This window comes from Pseudomonas sp. MIL9 (assembly GCF_016887925.1).
Taxonomy (GTDB): domain Bacteria; phylum Pseudomonadota; class Gammaproteobacteria; order Pseudomonadales; family Pseudomonadaceae; genus Aquipseudomonas; species Aquipseudomonas mohnii.
Map to the genome: position 1 here is coordinate 212,118 of NZ_JAFEHE010000010.1, position 16,526 is coordinate 228,643.

The window sequence follows — 16,526 nt, forward strand, 5'->3', positions numbered from 1 at the left end:
GACAAGAAAACCGCTGCGCGTGTGATACGCGCAGCCGCCACTGTAGCGCAAAAGCAAACGATCGCCGCCTGTGGCGAAAGGATTTGTTCCCGCAGGCCCCGTCGCAGACTCCCGATGGACTGCCCCTGCGGCGCCACTCAATCTCGGAATCGTCCTACACATAAAAGCGATTCGCCTGACTGCGCCAAGCCGTGGACCCGCGCAAAGTCCCGTGCCTAAAAAAACACAGGGAAATGTGAATGCTCATTGCCGGCAAACCCGTCGTTTACAAGCTCGATATCCAGGGCTTCCCCTATGACTTTCAAGTATTTGAGTTCAAGTTCACCGAGGCGCTCAACGAGACGTATGAGGTCAAACTGGAACTGGTCAGCGAACGCCGAGACCTCGATCTCGAATCGCTTTTGCACTTGCCGGCCCATCTCTCTTTCGGTCCCGACGGCAGCGGTGTTCATGGGCAGGTTTATCGCGTCGCCCAAGGCGATTCCGGCGCCCGGCTGACCCGCTATCAGATGACGCTGGTGCCGCATCTCGCCTATCTGGCGCATCGTCACAACCAGCGAATTTTTCAGCAGCAGAACGTGCCGCAAATCATCCAAAGCGTGCTGAGCGATCACGGAATGCAGCCCGACGTCTGGCGCTTCCAGGTGAGTGCCGACTACCCACCCCGCCTGTACTGCGTGCAATACAACGAGTCAGACCTGGATTTCATCCATCGGTTATGCGAGGAAGAAGGTCTGCACTTTCATTTCCAGCACAACCCCGATGGACACGTCCTGGTCTTCGGTGACGACCAGACCGTCTTCCCCCTGCCTGACGCACCGACAGCCTACGCACAAGATAGCGGCATGGTCGCCGACGCATCGGTGATCGACCGCTTCAATGTACGCCTGGAAACCCGCACCACCCAGGTCAGCCGCCGCGATTACCACTTCGAAAAACCCAATGTGCAACTGGAGGCCGAGGCCGCCGAGGCGCGTGTTCCCGTGCTGGAGGATTATGGCTTTCCCGGGCAATTCACCCTTCGCGATCGCGGTGAGCACCTGAGCCAGCGCACCCTGGAGCGGCATCGCGCCGATTACCGTCAGGGCAACGGCCGCAGCGACCAGAGCCTGATGCGCAGTGGCAGCTTCGTCGAGATGAGCAAGCACCCGCGACCCGACTGCAACGGTTTATGGCTACTGACCCGCGTCGTGCACGTTGGTCGACAGCCACAAGTGCTGGAGGAGGCAGCGGCGGCCTCCGACAACGGTGATGGCTTCATTCAGGGCTACCGCAACCACTTTGTCGCGACCCCCTGGGATGTGATATTCCGCCCCGCACTGAAACACGCCAAACCGCGGATCCCCGGCAACCAGCACGCAGTGGTGACCGGCCCGCACGGCGAAGAAATTTACTGCGATGTCTACGGCCGGGTGAAGGTTCAGATGATGTGGGACCGGGACGGTCAGCTCAATGAGCGGACCAGTTGCTGGCTGCGGGTGGCCACGGGCTGGGCCCATGATCGCTACGGCAGCGTGCAGATTCCACGGGTCGGCATGGAAGTGCTGGTGGGATTCGCCGAAGGTGATCCCGACAAACCGTTTGTCCTCGGCTGCCTGCCCAATGCCGTCACCCCGGTGCCGCTGGACCTTCCGGCGGAACAGACGCGCAGCATCCTGCGCAGCCAAAGCAGCCCCGGCGGTGGCGGTTACAACGAGCTGCGGATCGAGGACAGGAAAGGCGCCGAAGAAATCGCCATTCGCGCCCAGCGCGACTATGTCCAGCATGTGCTCAACGACCAACGCATCCAGGTCGACAACCAGCTGACGGTGGTGGTCGGCGGCATTGCCAGCCATGACCTGCGCAACGATGAACATCACCTGACCCACGGCAATCGCCTGACCGAACTCAAACAGGATGATCATCTGTGGGTGCAAGGCGACCGTCACATTCGTGTCGCCAGTCAGCGACTGAGCGCCAGCCAGCATGTGCACCTCGGTGCCGGTCAGCAAGTGGTCATCGATGGTGGCGCCCATGTGACGATCAAGGCCGGCGGGCATTGGTTGACGCTGGGGCCTGAAGGCATTTTCAGCAGCGTGGCCATTGTCGAAGGTGGCGCTCCGGCGGTGGGCCTGTTGGCGGAACCCTTGGTACCGGGCGCGTTGCCATTGCTGAAGGTGGCGTTCGATGCGGTTCAGCAGCGCCACGCGTTGGTGTCGACCCGCGCCTCGCGCTGCCTGATCTGCGAGGCCGCCCAGGCATGAGCCTTTCAACTTCCTTGCCTGAAAATCTGCCATGGGGTGAGCAGCAGGTCTTTGTGCTGCTCGATGGCGCGACGCTGAGCGACTTGCCATCGCGGATAAAACGGCTCAACCGCGCTGCACTCACCCTGCCCCTGTACGACCAGCCACCTTTTAGCGCCTTGCGCGATGTCTCGCCATTGCTGGTGGCCGTTGAGCAGCCGGACGACGCCGTGATGCAGTTTTTCATGCAACACGCCCCCATGGAGTGCGGTGTGCTGCTGTTCAGCCCGGCTCAACCCCATGTCGTCGCCGAACATTTAAGAAAGCTGCTGACCGTGGAGCTGTCCGAAGGCCTGTCGGTACTGTTGCGACTGGCCGATGCCGCCGTGATGCGGGCCTTGTTGGCCAGCGCCGATCAAAGTCTGTTCGGCCCGATGTCCTGGGTGGTGACGGCCGACTGCGTCAACACGGTCTGGCACAGTCATCGCCCTCGACAACCCGAATGCCCCGCACTGCCCGCCCCTTATCGACTCAGCCCGGAACAGATTGCGGCGCTGGATCAGGTTGATCACCGGCGCACGCTGCTTGAACTCGACGCACATCTGCTCAGCCATTTTCCCCAACGCCACCCCGGAGACAGTCTGGCCCAGCGCTGGGCCAGGCTTGAACAGCTGGAGGCCCAGGCCTCTGCCCTTGGGCTGCAGGGTCAATCCGAATTGTTTTATTACGCCAATGTCGTGGCCTGGCTGGAGGACGACGACCTCGACCGGCACCCGCACATCCGCCACTTGCTCCACACGCCTTCCCTGCAATCACCCGGCGAGCGCGTCGCGCTGGCTGCGGCACTGGCCCATCAGTGGGCGTCTGAACGAGGCCTATCATGAACCAGCACCCCGCCAACCTCGCGGCCGCCGCCGCTTCTAAATCGCCCATCGGCGCACCCGCTGCCTGCCCGTTACGGCAAACCCATGTGCAACTGCTGCCGTTGCGTTACGGCCTGGTGGAAAAAACCCTCGACCCCGGCGCCGAACTGGAGATGCCCTACGCCCTCACCGCCCGCCCCCTGGGCGTCCGCCTGCTGCGCGATGGCTGGCTGTACCTCATCGACAGCCTCAGCGGTGAGCTGTACGAGTACCGGGTGCTCGACGGTGTCGTCAGCGCGCTGCTGCACAGAGGCAAAACGGTTCACGAGGATCAGCGAGCGGCCATTGAAGAACGCCCGGCGCTGATCTTTTCCCGCAAGAGCACCCTGTACGTGACCTTCGCCGAGGTGCAGTGGAGTGCCGCCAAATGCCGTCAGGTGCTGGACAGCGCCGAGGAGCGCAAGCATTTCATGCAGGCGGTCGACCTCGGGCCGGTGCATTGCCAGCTGGGCGGCGAACACTTGCTCACCGTTGCCCAGGCCCGGCAGTGGCTGGCGGAAGTGGCGACCGGCGCCGAACCGGCCACCGACCCGCAAACGGGCGAGGTCGAGCTGCCCGCCGTGCAGGTCAGCGACGCCCCCGAGCACGAACGCGAGCCTTATCTGTGGGAACAGCCCCAGCGTTTCCGCGCGGCACACATCGGCGAATTCCTGGGACGGGTGCGCGCGCCTTATCAGGACGACACACTGTTTCTGCTGGTCAACGATGACCTCGGCGTGATGCGCGATCTGGCCGACTATCAGGACACCGTGGTCGGCTGGGTCGATGACTGGAGCAACGCTGACAACAACCAGCGCGATTACCTGCTGGCCTGTTACATCGAGTCCCTGAGTCAGCTCAGCGACAAGGACATCGACAGTCTGGCCAAGGCCAGCGGCCAGCCACAGGCCAAAGCCCTGTTTGCCGAACTGGAGCAGTTGCCCGAACCGGATCGCGAGAACACCCGCAAGGCCTTGCTCGACTACCTGAACAAGGGCGGCAAGATCGAGCCGAGCGACACCGCCGCTTCCCCTGAGCTGGAGCAATTACGGGACAAGACCCTCGACAACGCGCTGGAGCTGAACCGCTTTGACGGTGTCGCGCCGGACTTCACCGCCCACGGTCGGGCCATGGCCGACGCGGATCGACGCTACTACACCCGCCAGTACTTCGAAGCGGTCGCTCCCGAAGACTTCGTCGAGCGGCACCTTTCGACGCTGGTCGATCTGGGCAAGGATCAGGACCTGCGCATGCGCAACGTGCTCGACGGCCCGGTGCTCAGCGGCAAGCGCGGGGTCAACGACCTGATCGACCGCCCGGCGATGGACGAGGCATTGAACCGTCATCGCGACGACCTCGGCCGCTGGAACCGCCTGCTCGACCGCATCACCGCCGACCGCACGCAACTGCTGTGCGCCGGCCATTACCATCGCTCGGCCTGGTACTACGACGCACAAGTGCCGGCGCAACTCGGCCAGGCGTTCACCGCCGAATACGCCTGCCTCAAGGACCTCTGCCGCAGCGACGCGGCCGCCGAGCAATGGCTCGGCTATCTGGAAGAACACCCGGAGCTGACCCGACCGCTGTTCTACACCTTGCCGCTGCGTTTGCAATCCGAGCAGGTCGGGCAGTATTCAACGCTGTTCAACGCCGGCATGGCGATGTTCAACAACCTGGCGGAGTGGCTGGCCAAACTGCGGAAAATCGAGCAACCGCAGCTGCCGGCCCTCGACGACCTGCCCGACCCTACCCGCGCCGTCGCCGAGGCCGTGCAGCACACCTACAGCCCGGCGCTGAACCTGGGCCTGGCCCGCGTACTGGAAGGCTTCGACCTCGCGGCGGAGAAAATCCCCGACCTGGACGAACTGTTCCAGCGCCTGCCCAAGGGCCTGAAGCTGCGGCTCTTCGATGCCGCCAGAACCAGCGGCGTGACCTTCACCGTCGCCAGCCCCGCCGAACAGGCCGCCTTGCAACGGGAAATCAAGGACCTGCTCAGTGAACGCGACTACCTGAAAACCCTGAACCGCGAACGCAACCAACTGACCCACAACAAAAACCGCCAGGGCCACAAAGCCCCACGGGCCGTGGAGTTGCAGCACGAAATCGTGCGGGTGCGGGCGCAGCTGGCGCTGATCGAAGGACGTCTGGCCAAGGCATTGAGCCCAATTGCGGAACTGCCGGACGAGTCGGCACGGCTGTACGGCGCAACCCCGGCGCGGGCCGGCGTGACGGTGATGTTCCCGCCGGCGCAGCAGCAGGAGTTGCGGAGTTTGTTGGGGAATATTCGGTCAGGGCTGGGCGGAGTGTCGACGGGTAGCCTGGTGAAGACTGAAGGGATGGGGTTGGTGGTGGTGTTGGTGCAGGTGGTGAATTTGGTGGGGGCCGTGCGAGAAGCTTTTAGCCAAACACGGGATAAACGTAAGTTAACGTCGTTGATTAATCCGGTGCTTGCCACAAGTGCAGCGGGATTCACTGCTGCCCAAAGTCTCTCCGACACAGCGTTGAGGACTCGCAGTGCAACTCTCGCTACGGGTCTTCAGCACTATGCCTTGCAGAACGTATACGTGCAGATGGGCAAATTGCATATTGGGCTTGGCATCTTAAGCTATGGTTTCGGATTTTTGTCGTCAGCGATCAGTCTTAAAAAACACATCAAAAATTGGCAGCAGGCGATTCGTAGCGGAAATCATCCGGCACAGGCTGCTGCTGCACTGGCAACATTGGGCGCCGGCGGAATGACTACCTTCGATGCATATGGTCTTGGATCGACCTTACACGCTGGTTATATCGTCTTCGCTGCTGAAAACAGTGCAGCACGCGTTACGGCTTGGACAGCCGCCGCCACTCGTCTTTCCACCGTGTTCTTCCGCGTCAGTCTGGCAGGCGCACTGTTCACTGTGCTGGAACTGAGCGGCACCTGGCTGTTCAGCCGTTACAACCTCAGCGCCCATGACAAGTGGCTGAAAACCACACCCTGGAGCCGGGATGCCGAGATGCGCGGCGATCACTCGCTGGATGAGTTTCAACGTTATCTAGCCTATGTGATACACGCGCCTTATGCGCAACTGGGCCCAACGCCGTACGACTCCTTCCTGAAAAACCTGCTGTTCAAATCCAGACCCAGCGATATCCATCTGGTGCTGCCAAGAGTGACGCTGGAAAACCTTCTGCCTCCCTTTGGCGGCAAGCCAACCCATCGACTGGGTATCGGCGCCCACCGTATTTCCCTGCCCTTGCATAGCCAGGGAGCACCACGGGAACGCAAGGACGTGATCAGCGACGAGGTCGTGAGCAGCCTGCGCATCGTCAGATCAACCCCCGAAGGCTTGGTGCTCTGTCTTCGATATCCGGTCAATCCCGGCGCCGAGTACACACCAGCGAAAGAAACACTGGAGCTGGCGGTCTGTATTCAGACGTTGAATGCCAAAGGCGAGTGGATTTCGCGAACTCCCGTCATACACATAGATCCCCGTGGTGAAGGGCATTTCTCGGTGGTTGCTTCCCAGCTAGTCAAAGAGAAGCCTCCGGTTTTGCACGTCGAAACCGAGTTTTTGGAGAAGGCCGACCATGCCGAATAATCACGAGAATCCAATCGACGCGGCGCGGCTTCAACAGCCCAAAAAAGCCGGAGACATTGAGCCGTTTCCAAGCGGGAAAATTACGTATCTCGCGCCGCTTCCACTACCAACACCAATGTCTCCCTATGGCCCGCATATTGGCGAGTTGAATGACGTTTACATGGATTTTGGGGTGGGATCGCCGCAGGCCTTTATGTGGCAAATGACTTTGGGTGGGCCCTTCAGTATCGCTTTTATGATCGCGTTCGTATTTCCACCTTTTATAGGTTGCATGGGGCTAATGTTCGGTTACGACTTTGCATACTCATGGGAGTTCGTCGTTGATTTTTTCTATGTCATCTATCAATACGCCATTTTCGGAGCTCTAGTTAGCTTATCCATCGGCCTGGGAGTCTGGCACCACAACCACAAAAAACGCGCCACCCTCATCCCCACTCGCTTCAACCGCCAGCGCCGTGAAGTCTGCTTCATGCCCTCAGGCGCGACCGAGCCCGTCTTCGTCCCCTGGGAATCACTCTCCGCCTGGGTCATTGAAGCCCAGGGCGCTACCCAATACGGTATCCATCGCCAGTACGGCATGGGCATTGGTTATCAGCACGGCGAAACCCTCACCAGCCTCGAATTCCAGTGCGCGGGCCTGCCGCTCGCCATCAGCCACTGGGAAGCCATTCGCGGCTACATGGAGTTCGAAGTCAACGACCTCAAATCCATCCAGGACCTGCAAGACCTGCAAGGCCCCGACGACCCGCCCCACGAAGGCCTGCACACCTTCCGCAATGCCCGCGCACGCATGCACCAACAGATCCGCGACGGTTCGCGCAGCCGAACATCAGGGTTCTTCTGGTACCTGTACCACGTCATGACCTTGTGGACGATCCCCAACCGCCTCGTCGAATGGGAAGTGCGCCGCCTCGAAGAAATCGGCAAACAAGCCCTGCCCGACGCCATGCGCGAATGGTCGGAGCCGCTGCCGGAAAATCAATGGGCGAAGCCAAGTGAAGAGTTACTGCGGCTGAGCGAACAGGTGCGGCAGCTGCAAAAGCGCCAGCCGCGACGACCCATCACCGAGATTTTTGCCGAGGTACAGCGCTCGCCCTCCACCGGAAAACGTCGCGCATGAGTGGTTTTCCAGAGGTACTCAGTGGCGTCGCTGTCCACCAGAAAGAAAAAGGAAGTCCGGTTTTGCACGTCGAAACCGAGTTTCTGGAGCAAACCGATCATGCCGAATAATCACGACAAGCCAATCGGCGCGACTGAGCTTCAACAGCCCAAAAAAGCTGGAGACATCGAACCGTTTCCCAGCGGAAAAATGACCTATCTGGCACCGCTACCGTTACCCACGCCAATGCCTCCCTACGGCCTGCATATTGGTGAGTTGAATGACGTTTACATGGATTTGGGGTTGGGTTCGCCGCAAGTGTTTTCATGGCAAATTATTTTTGGTGGGCCTTTAAATGTTCTCCTCATCATTGTTGTTCTTTTCCCGTTCCTAGGAGGCTTCTTGGGACTCTTATATGGAGATGGATGGAACGATATCAGTAGCGCCATGGTAGGGATCTTCTTAGCTTCATATGGAGAAGCCCTCATCACGTTCTTTGTCGGTCTCTTTATCGGCCTGGGAGTCTGGCACCACAACCACAAAAAACGCTCAACCCTCATCCCCACCCGCTTCAACCGCCAACGCCGCGAAGTCTGCTTCATGCCCGAAGGCGCCACCGCCCCCATCTTCGTCCCCTGGGAATCACTCTCCGCCTGGGTCATCGAAGCCCAGGGCGCTACCCAGTACGGCATCCATCGCCAGTACGGCATGGGCATTGGTTACCGACACGGCGAAACCCTCACCAGCCTCGAATTCCAGTGCGCGGGCCTGCCTCTGGCCATCAGCCACTGGGAAGCCATTCGCGGTTACATGGAATACGAAGTCAACGACCTCAAATCGATTCAGGACCTGCAAGACCTGCAAGGCCCCGACGACCCGCCCCACGAAGGCCTGCACACCTTCCGCAACGCCCGCGCACGCATGCACCAGCAGATCCGCGACGGTTCGCGCAGTCGAACATCAGGGTTTTTCTGGTACCTGTACCACGTCATGACCTTGTGGACGATCCCCAACCGCCTCGTCGAATGGGAAGTGCGCCGCCTCGAAGAAATCGGCAAACAAGCCCTCCCCGACGCCATGCGCGAATGGTCGGAACCGCTGCCGCAAGAGCAATGGGCCAAACCAAGTGAAGAGTTACTGCGGCTGAGCGAACAGGTGCGACAGCTGCAAAAACGCCAGCCGCGACGGCCTGTCACCGAGATTTTTGCCGAGGTACAGCGCTCGCCCTCCAACGGAAAACGTCGCGCATGAGTGGTTTCCCAGAGGTACTCAGTGGCGTCGCTGTCCACCAGAAAGAAAAAGGAAGTCCGGTTTTGCACGTCGAAACCGAGTTTCTGGAGCAAGCCGATCATGCCGAATAATCACGACAAGCCAGTCAGCGCGCCGCAGCTTCAGCAGCCAAGAAAAGCTGGAGACATTGAACCGTTTCCAAGCGGGAAAATGACCTATCTCGCGCCGCTTCCACTACCAACACCAATGCCTCCCTACGGCCCGCATATTGGCGAGTTGAATGACGTTTACATGGATTTTGGGGTGGGATCGCCGCAGGCCTTTATGTGGCAAATGACTTTGGGTGGGCCCTTCAGTATCGCTTTTATGATCGCGTTCGTATTTCCACCTTTTATAGGTTGCATGGGGCTAATGTTCGGTTACGACTTTGCATACTCATGGGAGTTCGTCGTTGATTTTTTCTATGTCATCTATCAATACGCCATTTTCGGAGCTCTAGTTAGCTTATCCATCGGCCTGGGAGTCTGGCACCACAACCACAAAAAACGCGCCACCCTCATCCCCACCCGCTTCAACCGCCAGCGCCGCGAAGTCTGCTTCATGCCCGAAGGCGCCACCGCCCCCATCTTCGTCCCCTGGGAATCACTCTCCGCCTGGGTCATTGAAGCCCAGGGCGCTACCCAGTACGGCATCCATCGCCAGTACGGCATGGGCATCGGTTACCACCACGGCGAAACCCTCACCAGCCTCGAATTCCAGTGCGCGGGCCTGCCTCTGGCCATCAGCCACTGGGAAGCCATTCGCGGTTACATGGAATACGAAGTCAACGACCTCAAATCGATTCAGGACCTGCAAGACCTGCAAGGCCCCGACGACCCGCCCCACGAAGGCCTGCACACCTTCCGCAACGCCCGCGCACGCATGCACCAGCAGATCCGCGACGGTTCGCGCAGTCGAACATCAGGGTTTTTCTGGTACCTGTACCACGTCATGACCTTGTGGACGATCCCCAACCGCCTCGTCGAATGGGAAGTGCGCCGCCTCGAAGAAATCGGCAAACAAGCCCTGCCCGACGCCATGCGCCAATGGTCGGAGCCGCTGCCGGAAAATCAATGGGCCAAGCCAAGTGAAGAGTTACTGCGGCTGAGCGAACAGGTGCGGCAGCTGCAAAAGCGCCAGCCGCGACGCCCCATCACCGAGATTTTTGCCGAGGTACAGCGCGGACTTTGAATAGAGGGAGGAAGCCGTTATGGCGAGGGGTTTCGGTGGGTCAGGTGGCAGCAGGTTTTCGCTGCCGTCCTTTAATCAGAAGCAAAAAAATCGCAGCCTCTGGCAGCACCTGGGAGAAAACACCGTTTTCTACGGAAGCTGCCGAAGGCTGCGATCTCTTGATCTTTAAATCAAGCCGTCAGCGAGTAGACGAGAGCCGTAATCGCCACCAGCCCCACCGCCACCACGAATACGTTGGACGCCTGGCCGCGATAGCGCGCCATGGCCGGTACCTTGCGGATTGCGTACATCGGCATCAGGAACAGGATTGCCGCGATGACCGGGCCACCGAGGGTTTCGATCATGCCGAGGATGCTTGGGTTGAGGGTGGCGACGATCCAGCACACCACCAGCATGAACGCCGCGACGATGCGGTCCAGTGCTTTGGCGCCCGGGCGTTTGCCGCTCTTGACGATCAGGCCTTTCAAGCCTTCGCTGGCGCCGATGTAGTGGCCCAGGAACGACTTGGAAATGGCCACGAAGGCAATCAACGGCGCCGCGAAGGCGATGGTCGGGTTGCTGAAGTGGTTGGCCAGGTACGACAGGATCGACAGGTTCTGCGCCTTCGCCTCGGCCAGTTGTGCCGGGGACAGGGTCAGCACGCAGCTGAAGACGAAGAACAGCACCATCACCACCATCAAGGCGTGGGCACGGGACAGGATTTGCGAGCTGCGCTCTTCGGCGTGGTCGCCGTAACGACGCTTCTGATCGACCGCGAACGCCGAGATGATCGGCGAGTGGTTGAACGAAAACACCATCACCGGAATCGCCAGCCACAGGGTGTGCAGCAGCGCCGATGGCTCAGGCAAGGTGCTGGCCGTGGTCAGGATGCCGCCGTTCCAGTGAGGAATCAGGAACACCGCCAGGAACAGCAAGGCGACAATGAACGGATACACCATCAGGCTCATGGCCTTGACGATCACCTGCTCGCCACAGCGCACCACGGCCAGCAGGCCGAGGATCAGCACCAGCGACAGCAGCGCGCGAGGCGGCGGCATGATGTGCAGTTGATGCTCCAGGAAGCTGCCCACGGTGTTGGTCAGGGCCACGCTGTAGATCAACAGGATCGGGAAGATCGCGAAAAAATACAGCAGGGTGATCAGCGCGCCGGCCCGGATGCCGAAATGCTCTTCGACCACTTCGGTGATGTCCGCGCCTTCACGGCCCGACAATACGAAGCGGGTCAGGCCGCGGTGCGCATAGTAGGTCATCGGGAAAGCCAGCAGCGCCAGCACCAGCAAGGGCCAGAAGCCGCCCACGCCCGCGTTGATCGGTAAAAACAGGGTGCCGGCGCCAATCGCCGTGCCAAACAGGCCAAGCATCCAGGTGGTGTCTTGGCGATTCCAGCTCGAAAGGGTCGCTGGTGTCGCGTCTAAATAGCGTTCGTTAACGCTATTGGCCTGATCATTCATCCGGTGGGATCTCCACATTCCGGTCACTTGCCACCCGGTCAGAACGCGTCGGAGTACCCGACAGGTAGCGCCCTGGCCGAAACAGGGGCGCGATTGTCCGGGATTAGTGAACAGAAGCAAAGACTTAGGTGAGGAACGGTGGTGCCAGGTGGCTGAAATCGAACAACCTGCTGGCCCTGTAGAGCGAGCTTGCTCGCGATGGCGGCGAATCAGACGCCACCGCTTTTGAATGATCCATCGCTATCGCGAGCAGACTCGCTCCCACAGGGTTTGTGCATTGTCGTTCATCGCCCAAGCGCAATCCCCGCTTGATAAAGGTCCTGCATCATGTATTTATGATTGAACCTGTCTCTCTTTCGGAGTCTTCCCATGCCACTGGTTCGCATCGAGATCAAAAAGCAACAGGACCCGACCTACGCCAAACGTATCGGCCAACGGGTCTACGCCGCCATGCGCAGCAGCATTGGCGTTCCGGAGGACGATAACTTCCAGATCCTCTCTGAACACGACGGACAGCACTTCATCTTTGATCCCGGATACCTGGGCATCCAGCGCAGCGACAACCTGGTCATCATTCAGATCACCCTGAGTGAAGGCCGCACCGTCGAGCAGAAAAAACTGCTTTATAAAACCATCGCCGAGAGCCTTGACTTGGAACTGGCGGTGCGTCTGGAAGACGTTTTCATTAATCTGGTGGAAGTGAAGAAAGAGAACTGGTCGTTCGGCAATGGCATTGCCCAGTACGCCCTCTGATTTTTGCAATTCAATTTCTGTGAGTGCCCCATGCCCCGAGTCTCCCGCAAGCAAGCCGACCTCAACCGCGAAATCATCGTCGAGGCGGCCACGCGGCTGTTTCGCGAGCGCGGCCTGCACGGGATCAGTGTCGTTGATGTGATGGGCGCGGCGGGCCTGACCCACGGCGGGTTCTATGGTCATTTTGAATCGAAGGAGGCGCTGGCCGTTGAGGCCAGTGGCCGGGCGTTCGAACAGGCGGCAGGGCGCTGGCGGGAGTGGACTGTGGCGGCCGAGGACCACGCCGCCGCACGCCGCGCCTTGATCGAGCCCTACCTGTCGACCGCCAGCCGCGACAACCCGGGTGACAGCTGCCCGGTGGTGGCGTTTGCCGGTGACATGTGCCACGAGTCCGCCGACAGCGCCTTGCGCGAGACGTTCATGACCGGCCTGAACAGGCTGCTCGACACCCTGAGTCAGCTGATGGACTCGGACGACGCCGCCAGTAACCGCCAGCAAGCGCTGGTGCAGTATTCGCTGATGGTCGGTGCGTTGATGCTGGCACGCGCCACGCGTGGCGACGCCCTGTCGGATGAAATACTGGAGGCGGCCAAGGGCTTTCTCGGCGCGGTGCCTGCATCCCCTGCCCCACGCTGAATGCCTGGCCACCACAGAAAACCCTCGCCTGCCGCATCAGCTCCTACACTGAGTGACGCGGCAACGATGTTGCTGATTGCCAGGACGTCCGGCAGCCAGCCATCTCCACCGATGTTCGAGTCCGATATTCCGATGCCCACAGGGAGCCAAGCATGCCTGCAACCGTTCTGGTACTGGTCGAAACCATCAATGATTATCTGCCCATCCTCGAACATCAGGGCTTTCACCTGATACTGGCGCCTACGCCTGCCGAACGCGCCGAGGCCATCACCCGGCACAGCGGCCAGATCAACGCGGTCCTGACCCGCGGCCCATTGGGCCTGTATGCCGATGAAATCGCTGCCCTGCCCAATCTGAAGATCATTTGCGTGATCGGCGCCGGTTATGAGCATGTCGACCTGCAAGCGGCGGCCGACCGCGGCATCACCGTCACCAATGGCGCCGGGGTCAACGCCTCTTCAGTGGCGGACCACGCCATGGCCTTGCTGCTGTCACTGGTACGCGATATTCCGCGCTGCGACGCTGCCGTGCGCCGGGGCGAGTGGCCGAAGATCATGCGCCCTTCCCTGGCCGGCAAACGCCTGGGCATCCTCGGCCTCGGCGCCGTTGGCATGGCCATCGCCAAACGCGCCGCCAACGGCTTCGACATGAGCGTGAGCTACCACAACCGGCAACATCGCAGCGACGTCTCCTACAGCTTCTGTTCCACGCCCACTGAACTGGCGCGCGCCTCGGACTTTCTGGTTATCGCCACTCCGGGAGGCCTGACCACCAAACACCTGATCAACCGCCAGGTGCTCGACGCCCTCGGGCCCAAGGGCTTTCTGGTCAACATTGCCCGGGCCAGCGTGGTGGTCACCGCCGACCTGATCAGCGCCCTGGAACAACGCCGCATCGCCGGGGCCGCGCTGGATGTCTTCGATGCCGAACCTCATGTGCCGGATGCGCTCAAGTCGCTGACCAATGTGGTGCTCACCCCGCACGTCGCCGGATTGTCCCCGGAAGCGATCGAAGGCACGGTTGAACTGGTGGGCCGCAACCTCGTGGCATTCTTTTCCGGGCAACCGGTGCTCACCCCGGTTGAATTGCCGACCCGCATCAGTAACGCGGTCCTGTAGGACAATTCAAACAGGCGTATCAAAAATAATGATTGCCCGGCAACACGCTCACCTATAAGGGCCGTTCATGGTTGTGGGTGCCGGGTGGGCGCATTAGATTAGTCAATAGTTTCAGGCCTCCAGAATAAGCAGAAGGGATAAGCATGGCGCTTACTGACCAGTCCACTCGTATCCGTACCGGCGAAGAACTCGATGCCAGCCTGATCGACCCATACCTCAAGGCGCACATTCCAGGCCTCAGCGGCTTGCCACAGATCAGCCAGTTCCCCGGTGGCGCGTCCAACCTCACCTACCTGCTGGAATACCCCGGACAGGAGTTCGTCCTGCGTCGGCCGCCCTTTGGCCACAAAGCCAAGTCCGCCCACGACATGGGCCGCGAGTTTCGCATCCTCAATCAGCTGCGCGAGGGTTTTCCCTACTGCCCCAAGGCTTACGTGCACTGCACCGATGAATCGGTGATCGGCGCCGAGTTCTACGTGATGGAACGGGTCAAGGGGATCATCCTGCGCTCCGAACTGCCGCCGGAGCTCGGCCTGGATGCCGCGAAAACCGAAGCCTTGTGCAAGAGCTTCATCGACAAGTTCGTCGAACTGCACCGGGTCGACTACAACGCTTATGGCCTGGGTGATCTCGGCAAGCCCGAAGGTTACGTGGCACGCCAGATCAAAGGCTGGAGCGACCGCTACGAGAAAGCCCTGACGCCCGACGCGCCACAGTGGGAAGCGGTCAAAGCCTGGCTCAACGACAAGATGCCGGCCGATCACCCGACCTCCAGCATCGTCCACAACGACTACCGTTTCGACAACGTCATCCTCGACCCGAACAACCCGATGCAGATCATCGGCGTGCTCGACTGGGAACTGACCACCCTCGGCGACCCGCTGATGGACCTGGGCAACACCCTCGCCTACTGGATCGAAGCCGGTGACCCGGCGCCGGTGCAACTGATGCGTCGCCAGCCAAGCCACGCCCCGGGCATGCTGACCCGCCGCGAGTTCGTCGATTACTACGCCGAGCGCTCCGGCATCCGGATCGACAACTTTGACTTCTACTACACCTATGGCCTGTTCCGCCTGGCCGGCATCGTGCAGCAGATCTACTACCGCTTCTACCATGGCCAGACCCAGGACAAACGCTTCGCGCAGTTCATTCACATGAACAAACTGCTGGAACAGATGAGCCTGCAGGTCATCCAGAAATCCAGCCTGTGACCGTACGCGATCCCCGCAGGAGCGAGCCTGCTCGCGAAAGTCGTGAACGATAACGCGCACTGACGGGCCTCAACTGAACAGCATTGGCCGCAACCCGGCATTTGACTCGATAACAAGACTTTTCATAAGGGAATCCCATGTCCAAGACCCAGTTGTTCGACCTCGACGGCAAGATCGCATTCGTCTCCGGCGCCAGCCGTGGCATCGGTGAAGCCATCGCCAAGCTGCTGGCGCAGCAAGGCGCCCACGTGATCGTTTCGAGCCGCAAACTCGAGGGCTGCCAGCACGTGGCCGACGCGATCATCGCCGAGGGCGGCAAGGCCACCGCCATCGCCTGCCACATCGGCGAAATGGAGCAGATCAGCCAGGTCTTCGCCGCCATCAAGGAACAATTCGGGCGTCTGGACATCCTGGTCAACAACGCGGCGACCAACCCGCAGTTCTGCAACGTGCTGGACACCGACCTCAGCGCCTTCCAGAAAACCGTCGACGTGAACATCCGCGGCTACTTCTTCATGTCGGTGGAAGCCGGCAAGCTGATGCGTGAAAACGGCGGCGGCAGCATCATCAACGTCGCTTCGATCAACGGCGTCTCGCCGGGCGTGTTCCAGGGCATCTACTCGGTGACCAAGGCTGCCGTGATCAACATGACCAAGGTGTTCGCCAAGGAATGTGCGCAGTTCGGTATCCGCTGCAACGCCCTGCTGCCGGGCCTGACCGACACCAAGTTCGCTTCGGCGCTGGTGAAGAACGAGGCCATCCTCAATACCGCCCTGGCACAGATTCCGCTCAAGCGCGTGGCCGACCCGAGCGAGATGGCCGGCGCCGTGCTTTATCTGGCAAGCGATGCATCGAGCTACACCACCGGCGTTTCGCTGAACGTGGACGGTGGTTTCCTGTCCTGATCCCACAGCCCTTGGCACTCACGCCCCCGTAGGAGCGAGCCTGCTCGCGATGGTCGTTAACGATAACGCGTGTTTACTGACTCAACGCGGAGTCTACAAATCCATCGCGAGCAAGCTCGCTCCTATGTATGGACTCGCCCCCACTTTCAACCCGCTTTTGAACACTGCTACCCGGTTGCATCTATGTATAA

Annotated in this window: 12 protein-coding genes; 11 read left to right on the plus strand and 1 reads right to left on the minus strand. The window is 60.4% G+C overall.

The window, feature by feature from the left end:
* The first annotated feature begins 239 nt into the window (after positions 1-239).
* From JQF37_RS13500 to JQF37_RS13525, 6 genes are all read left to right on the plus strand, one after another.
* Positions 240-2,243 (plus strand): type VI secretion system tip protein VgrG, encoded by a 2,004-nt coding sequence (locus tag JQF37_RS13500; protein WP_130210747.1) that lies wholly within the window; start codon positions 240-242, stop codon positions 2,241-2,243.
* The gene (locus JQF37_RS13505) at positions 2,240-3,106 is read left to right on the plus strand and encodes a DUF4123 domain-containing protein (RefSeq protein WP_130210749.1); all 867 of its coding nucleotides are present in this window, start codon (positions 2,240-2,242) and stop codon (positions 3,104-3,106) included. Before JQF37_RS13500 ends, JQF37_RS13505 begins: the two co-directional genes overlap by 4 nt.
* The gene (locus JQF37_RS13510; RefSeq protein ID WP_130210751.1) at positions 3,103-6,702 is read left to right on the plus strand and encodes a toxin VasX; all 3,600 of its coding nucleotides are present in this window, start codon (positions 3,103-3,105) and stop codon (positions 6,700-6,702) included. Before JQF37_RS13505 ends, JQF37_RS13510 begins: the two co-directional genes overlap by 4 nt.
* Entirely contained in the window at positions 6,692-7,822 is a 1,131-nt protein-coding gene (locus tag JQF37_RS13515; protein WP_204149677.1) for a hypothetical protein, read from the plus strand. Before JQF37_RS13510 ends, JQF37_RS13515 begins: the two co-directional genes overlap by 11 nt.
* A gap of 21 nt (positions 7,823-7,843) precedes the next feature.
* Positions 7,844-9,052, plus strand: a complete 1,209-nt coding sequence (locus tag JQF37_RS13520; RefSeq protein ID WP_239142519.1) for a hypothetical protein — start codon at positions 7,844-7,846, stop codon at positions 9,050-9,052.
* A 99-nt stretch (positions 9,053-9,151) separates the two neighbouring features.
* Complete coding sequence (locus tag JQF37_RS13525; RefSeq protein ID WP_204149678.1) at positions 9,152-10,261, plus strand: hypothetical protein; 1,110 nt, start codon at positions 9,152-9,154, stop codon at positions 10,259-10,261.
* Positions 10,262-10,431: 170 nt separating this feature from the next.
* Here JQF37_RS13525 and JQF37_RS13530 read toward each other — a convergent pair whose 3' ends face one another.
* Positions 10,432-11,712 carry a serine/threonine transporter gene (locus JQF37_RS13530; protein WP_130210757.1) on the minus strand — a complete coding sequence of 427 codons (1,281 nt, stop codon included), beginning with the start codon at positions 11,710-11,712 and terminating at the stop codon, positions 10,432-10,434.
* A 369-nt stretch (positions 11,713-12,081) separates the two neighbouring features.
* Here JQF37_RS13530 and JQF37_RS13535 point away from each other — a divergent pair, with 369 nt between their 5' ends.
* From JQF37_RS13535 to JQF37_RS13555, 5 genes are all read left to right on the plus strand, one after another.
* The gene (locus JQF37_RS13535; RefSeq protein WP_130210759.1) at positions 12,082-12,465 is read left to right on the plus strand and encodes a tautomerase family protein; all 384 of its coding nucleotides are present in this window, start codon (positions 12,082-12,084) and stop codon (positions 12,463-12,465) included.
* Between the two features lie 30 nt (positions 12,466-12,495).
* Positions 12,496-13,101, plus strand: a complete 606-nt coding sequence (locus tag JQF37_RS13540; protein ID WP_130210761.1) for a TetR/AcrR family transcriptional regulator — start codon at positions 12,496-12,498, stop codon at positions 13,099-13,101.
* Positions 13,102-13,253: 152 nt separating this feature from the next.
* Entirely contained in the window at positions 13,254-14,219 is a 966-nt protein-coding gene (locus JQF37_RS13545) for a 2-hydroxyacid dehydrogenase (protein ID WP_130210763.1), read from the plus strand.
* A gap of 143 nt (positions 14,220-14,362) precedes the next feature.
* On the plus strand, positions 14,363-15,430 hold the full coding sequence (locus JQF37_RS13550; RefSeq protein ID WP_090468872.1) for a phosphotransferase family protein: 1,068 nt from the start codon (positions 14,363-14,365) through the stop codon (positions 15,428-15,430).
* A gap of 137 nt (positions 15,431-15,567) precedes the next feature.
* Entirely contained in the window at positions 15,568-16,335 is a 768-nt protein-coding gene (locus JQF37_RS13555; RefSeq protein WP_130210765.1) for an SDR family oxidoreductase, read from the plus strand.
* Positions 16,336-16,526 lie beyond the last annotated feature (191 nt).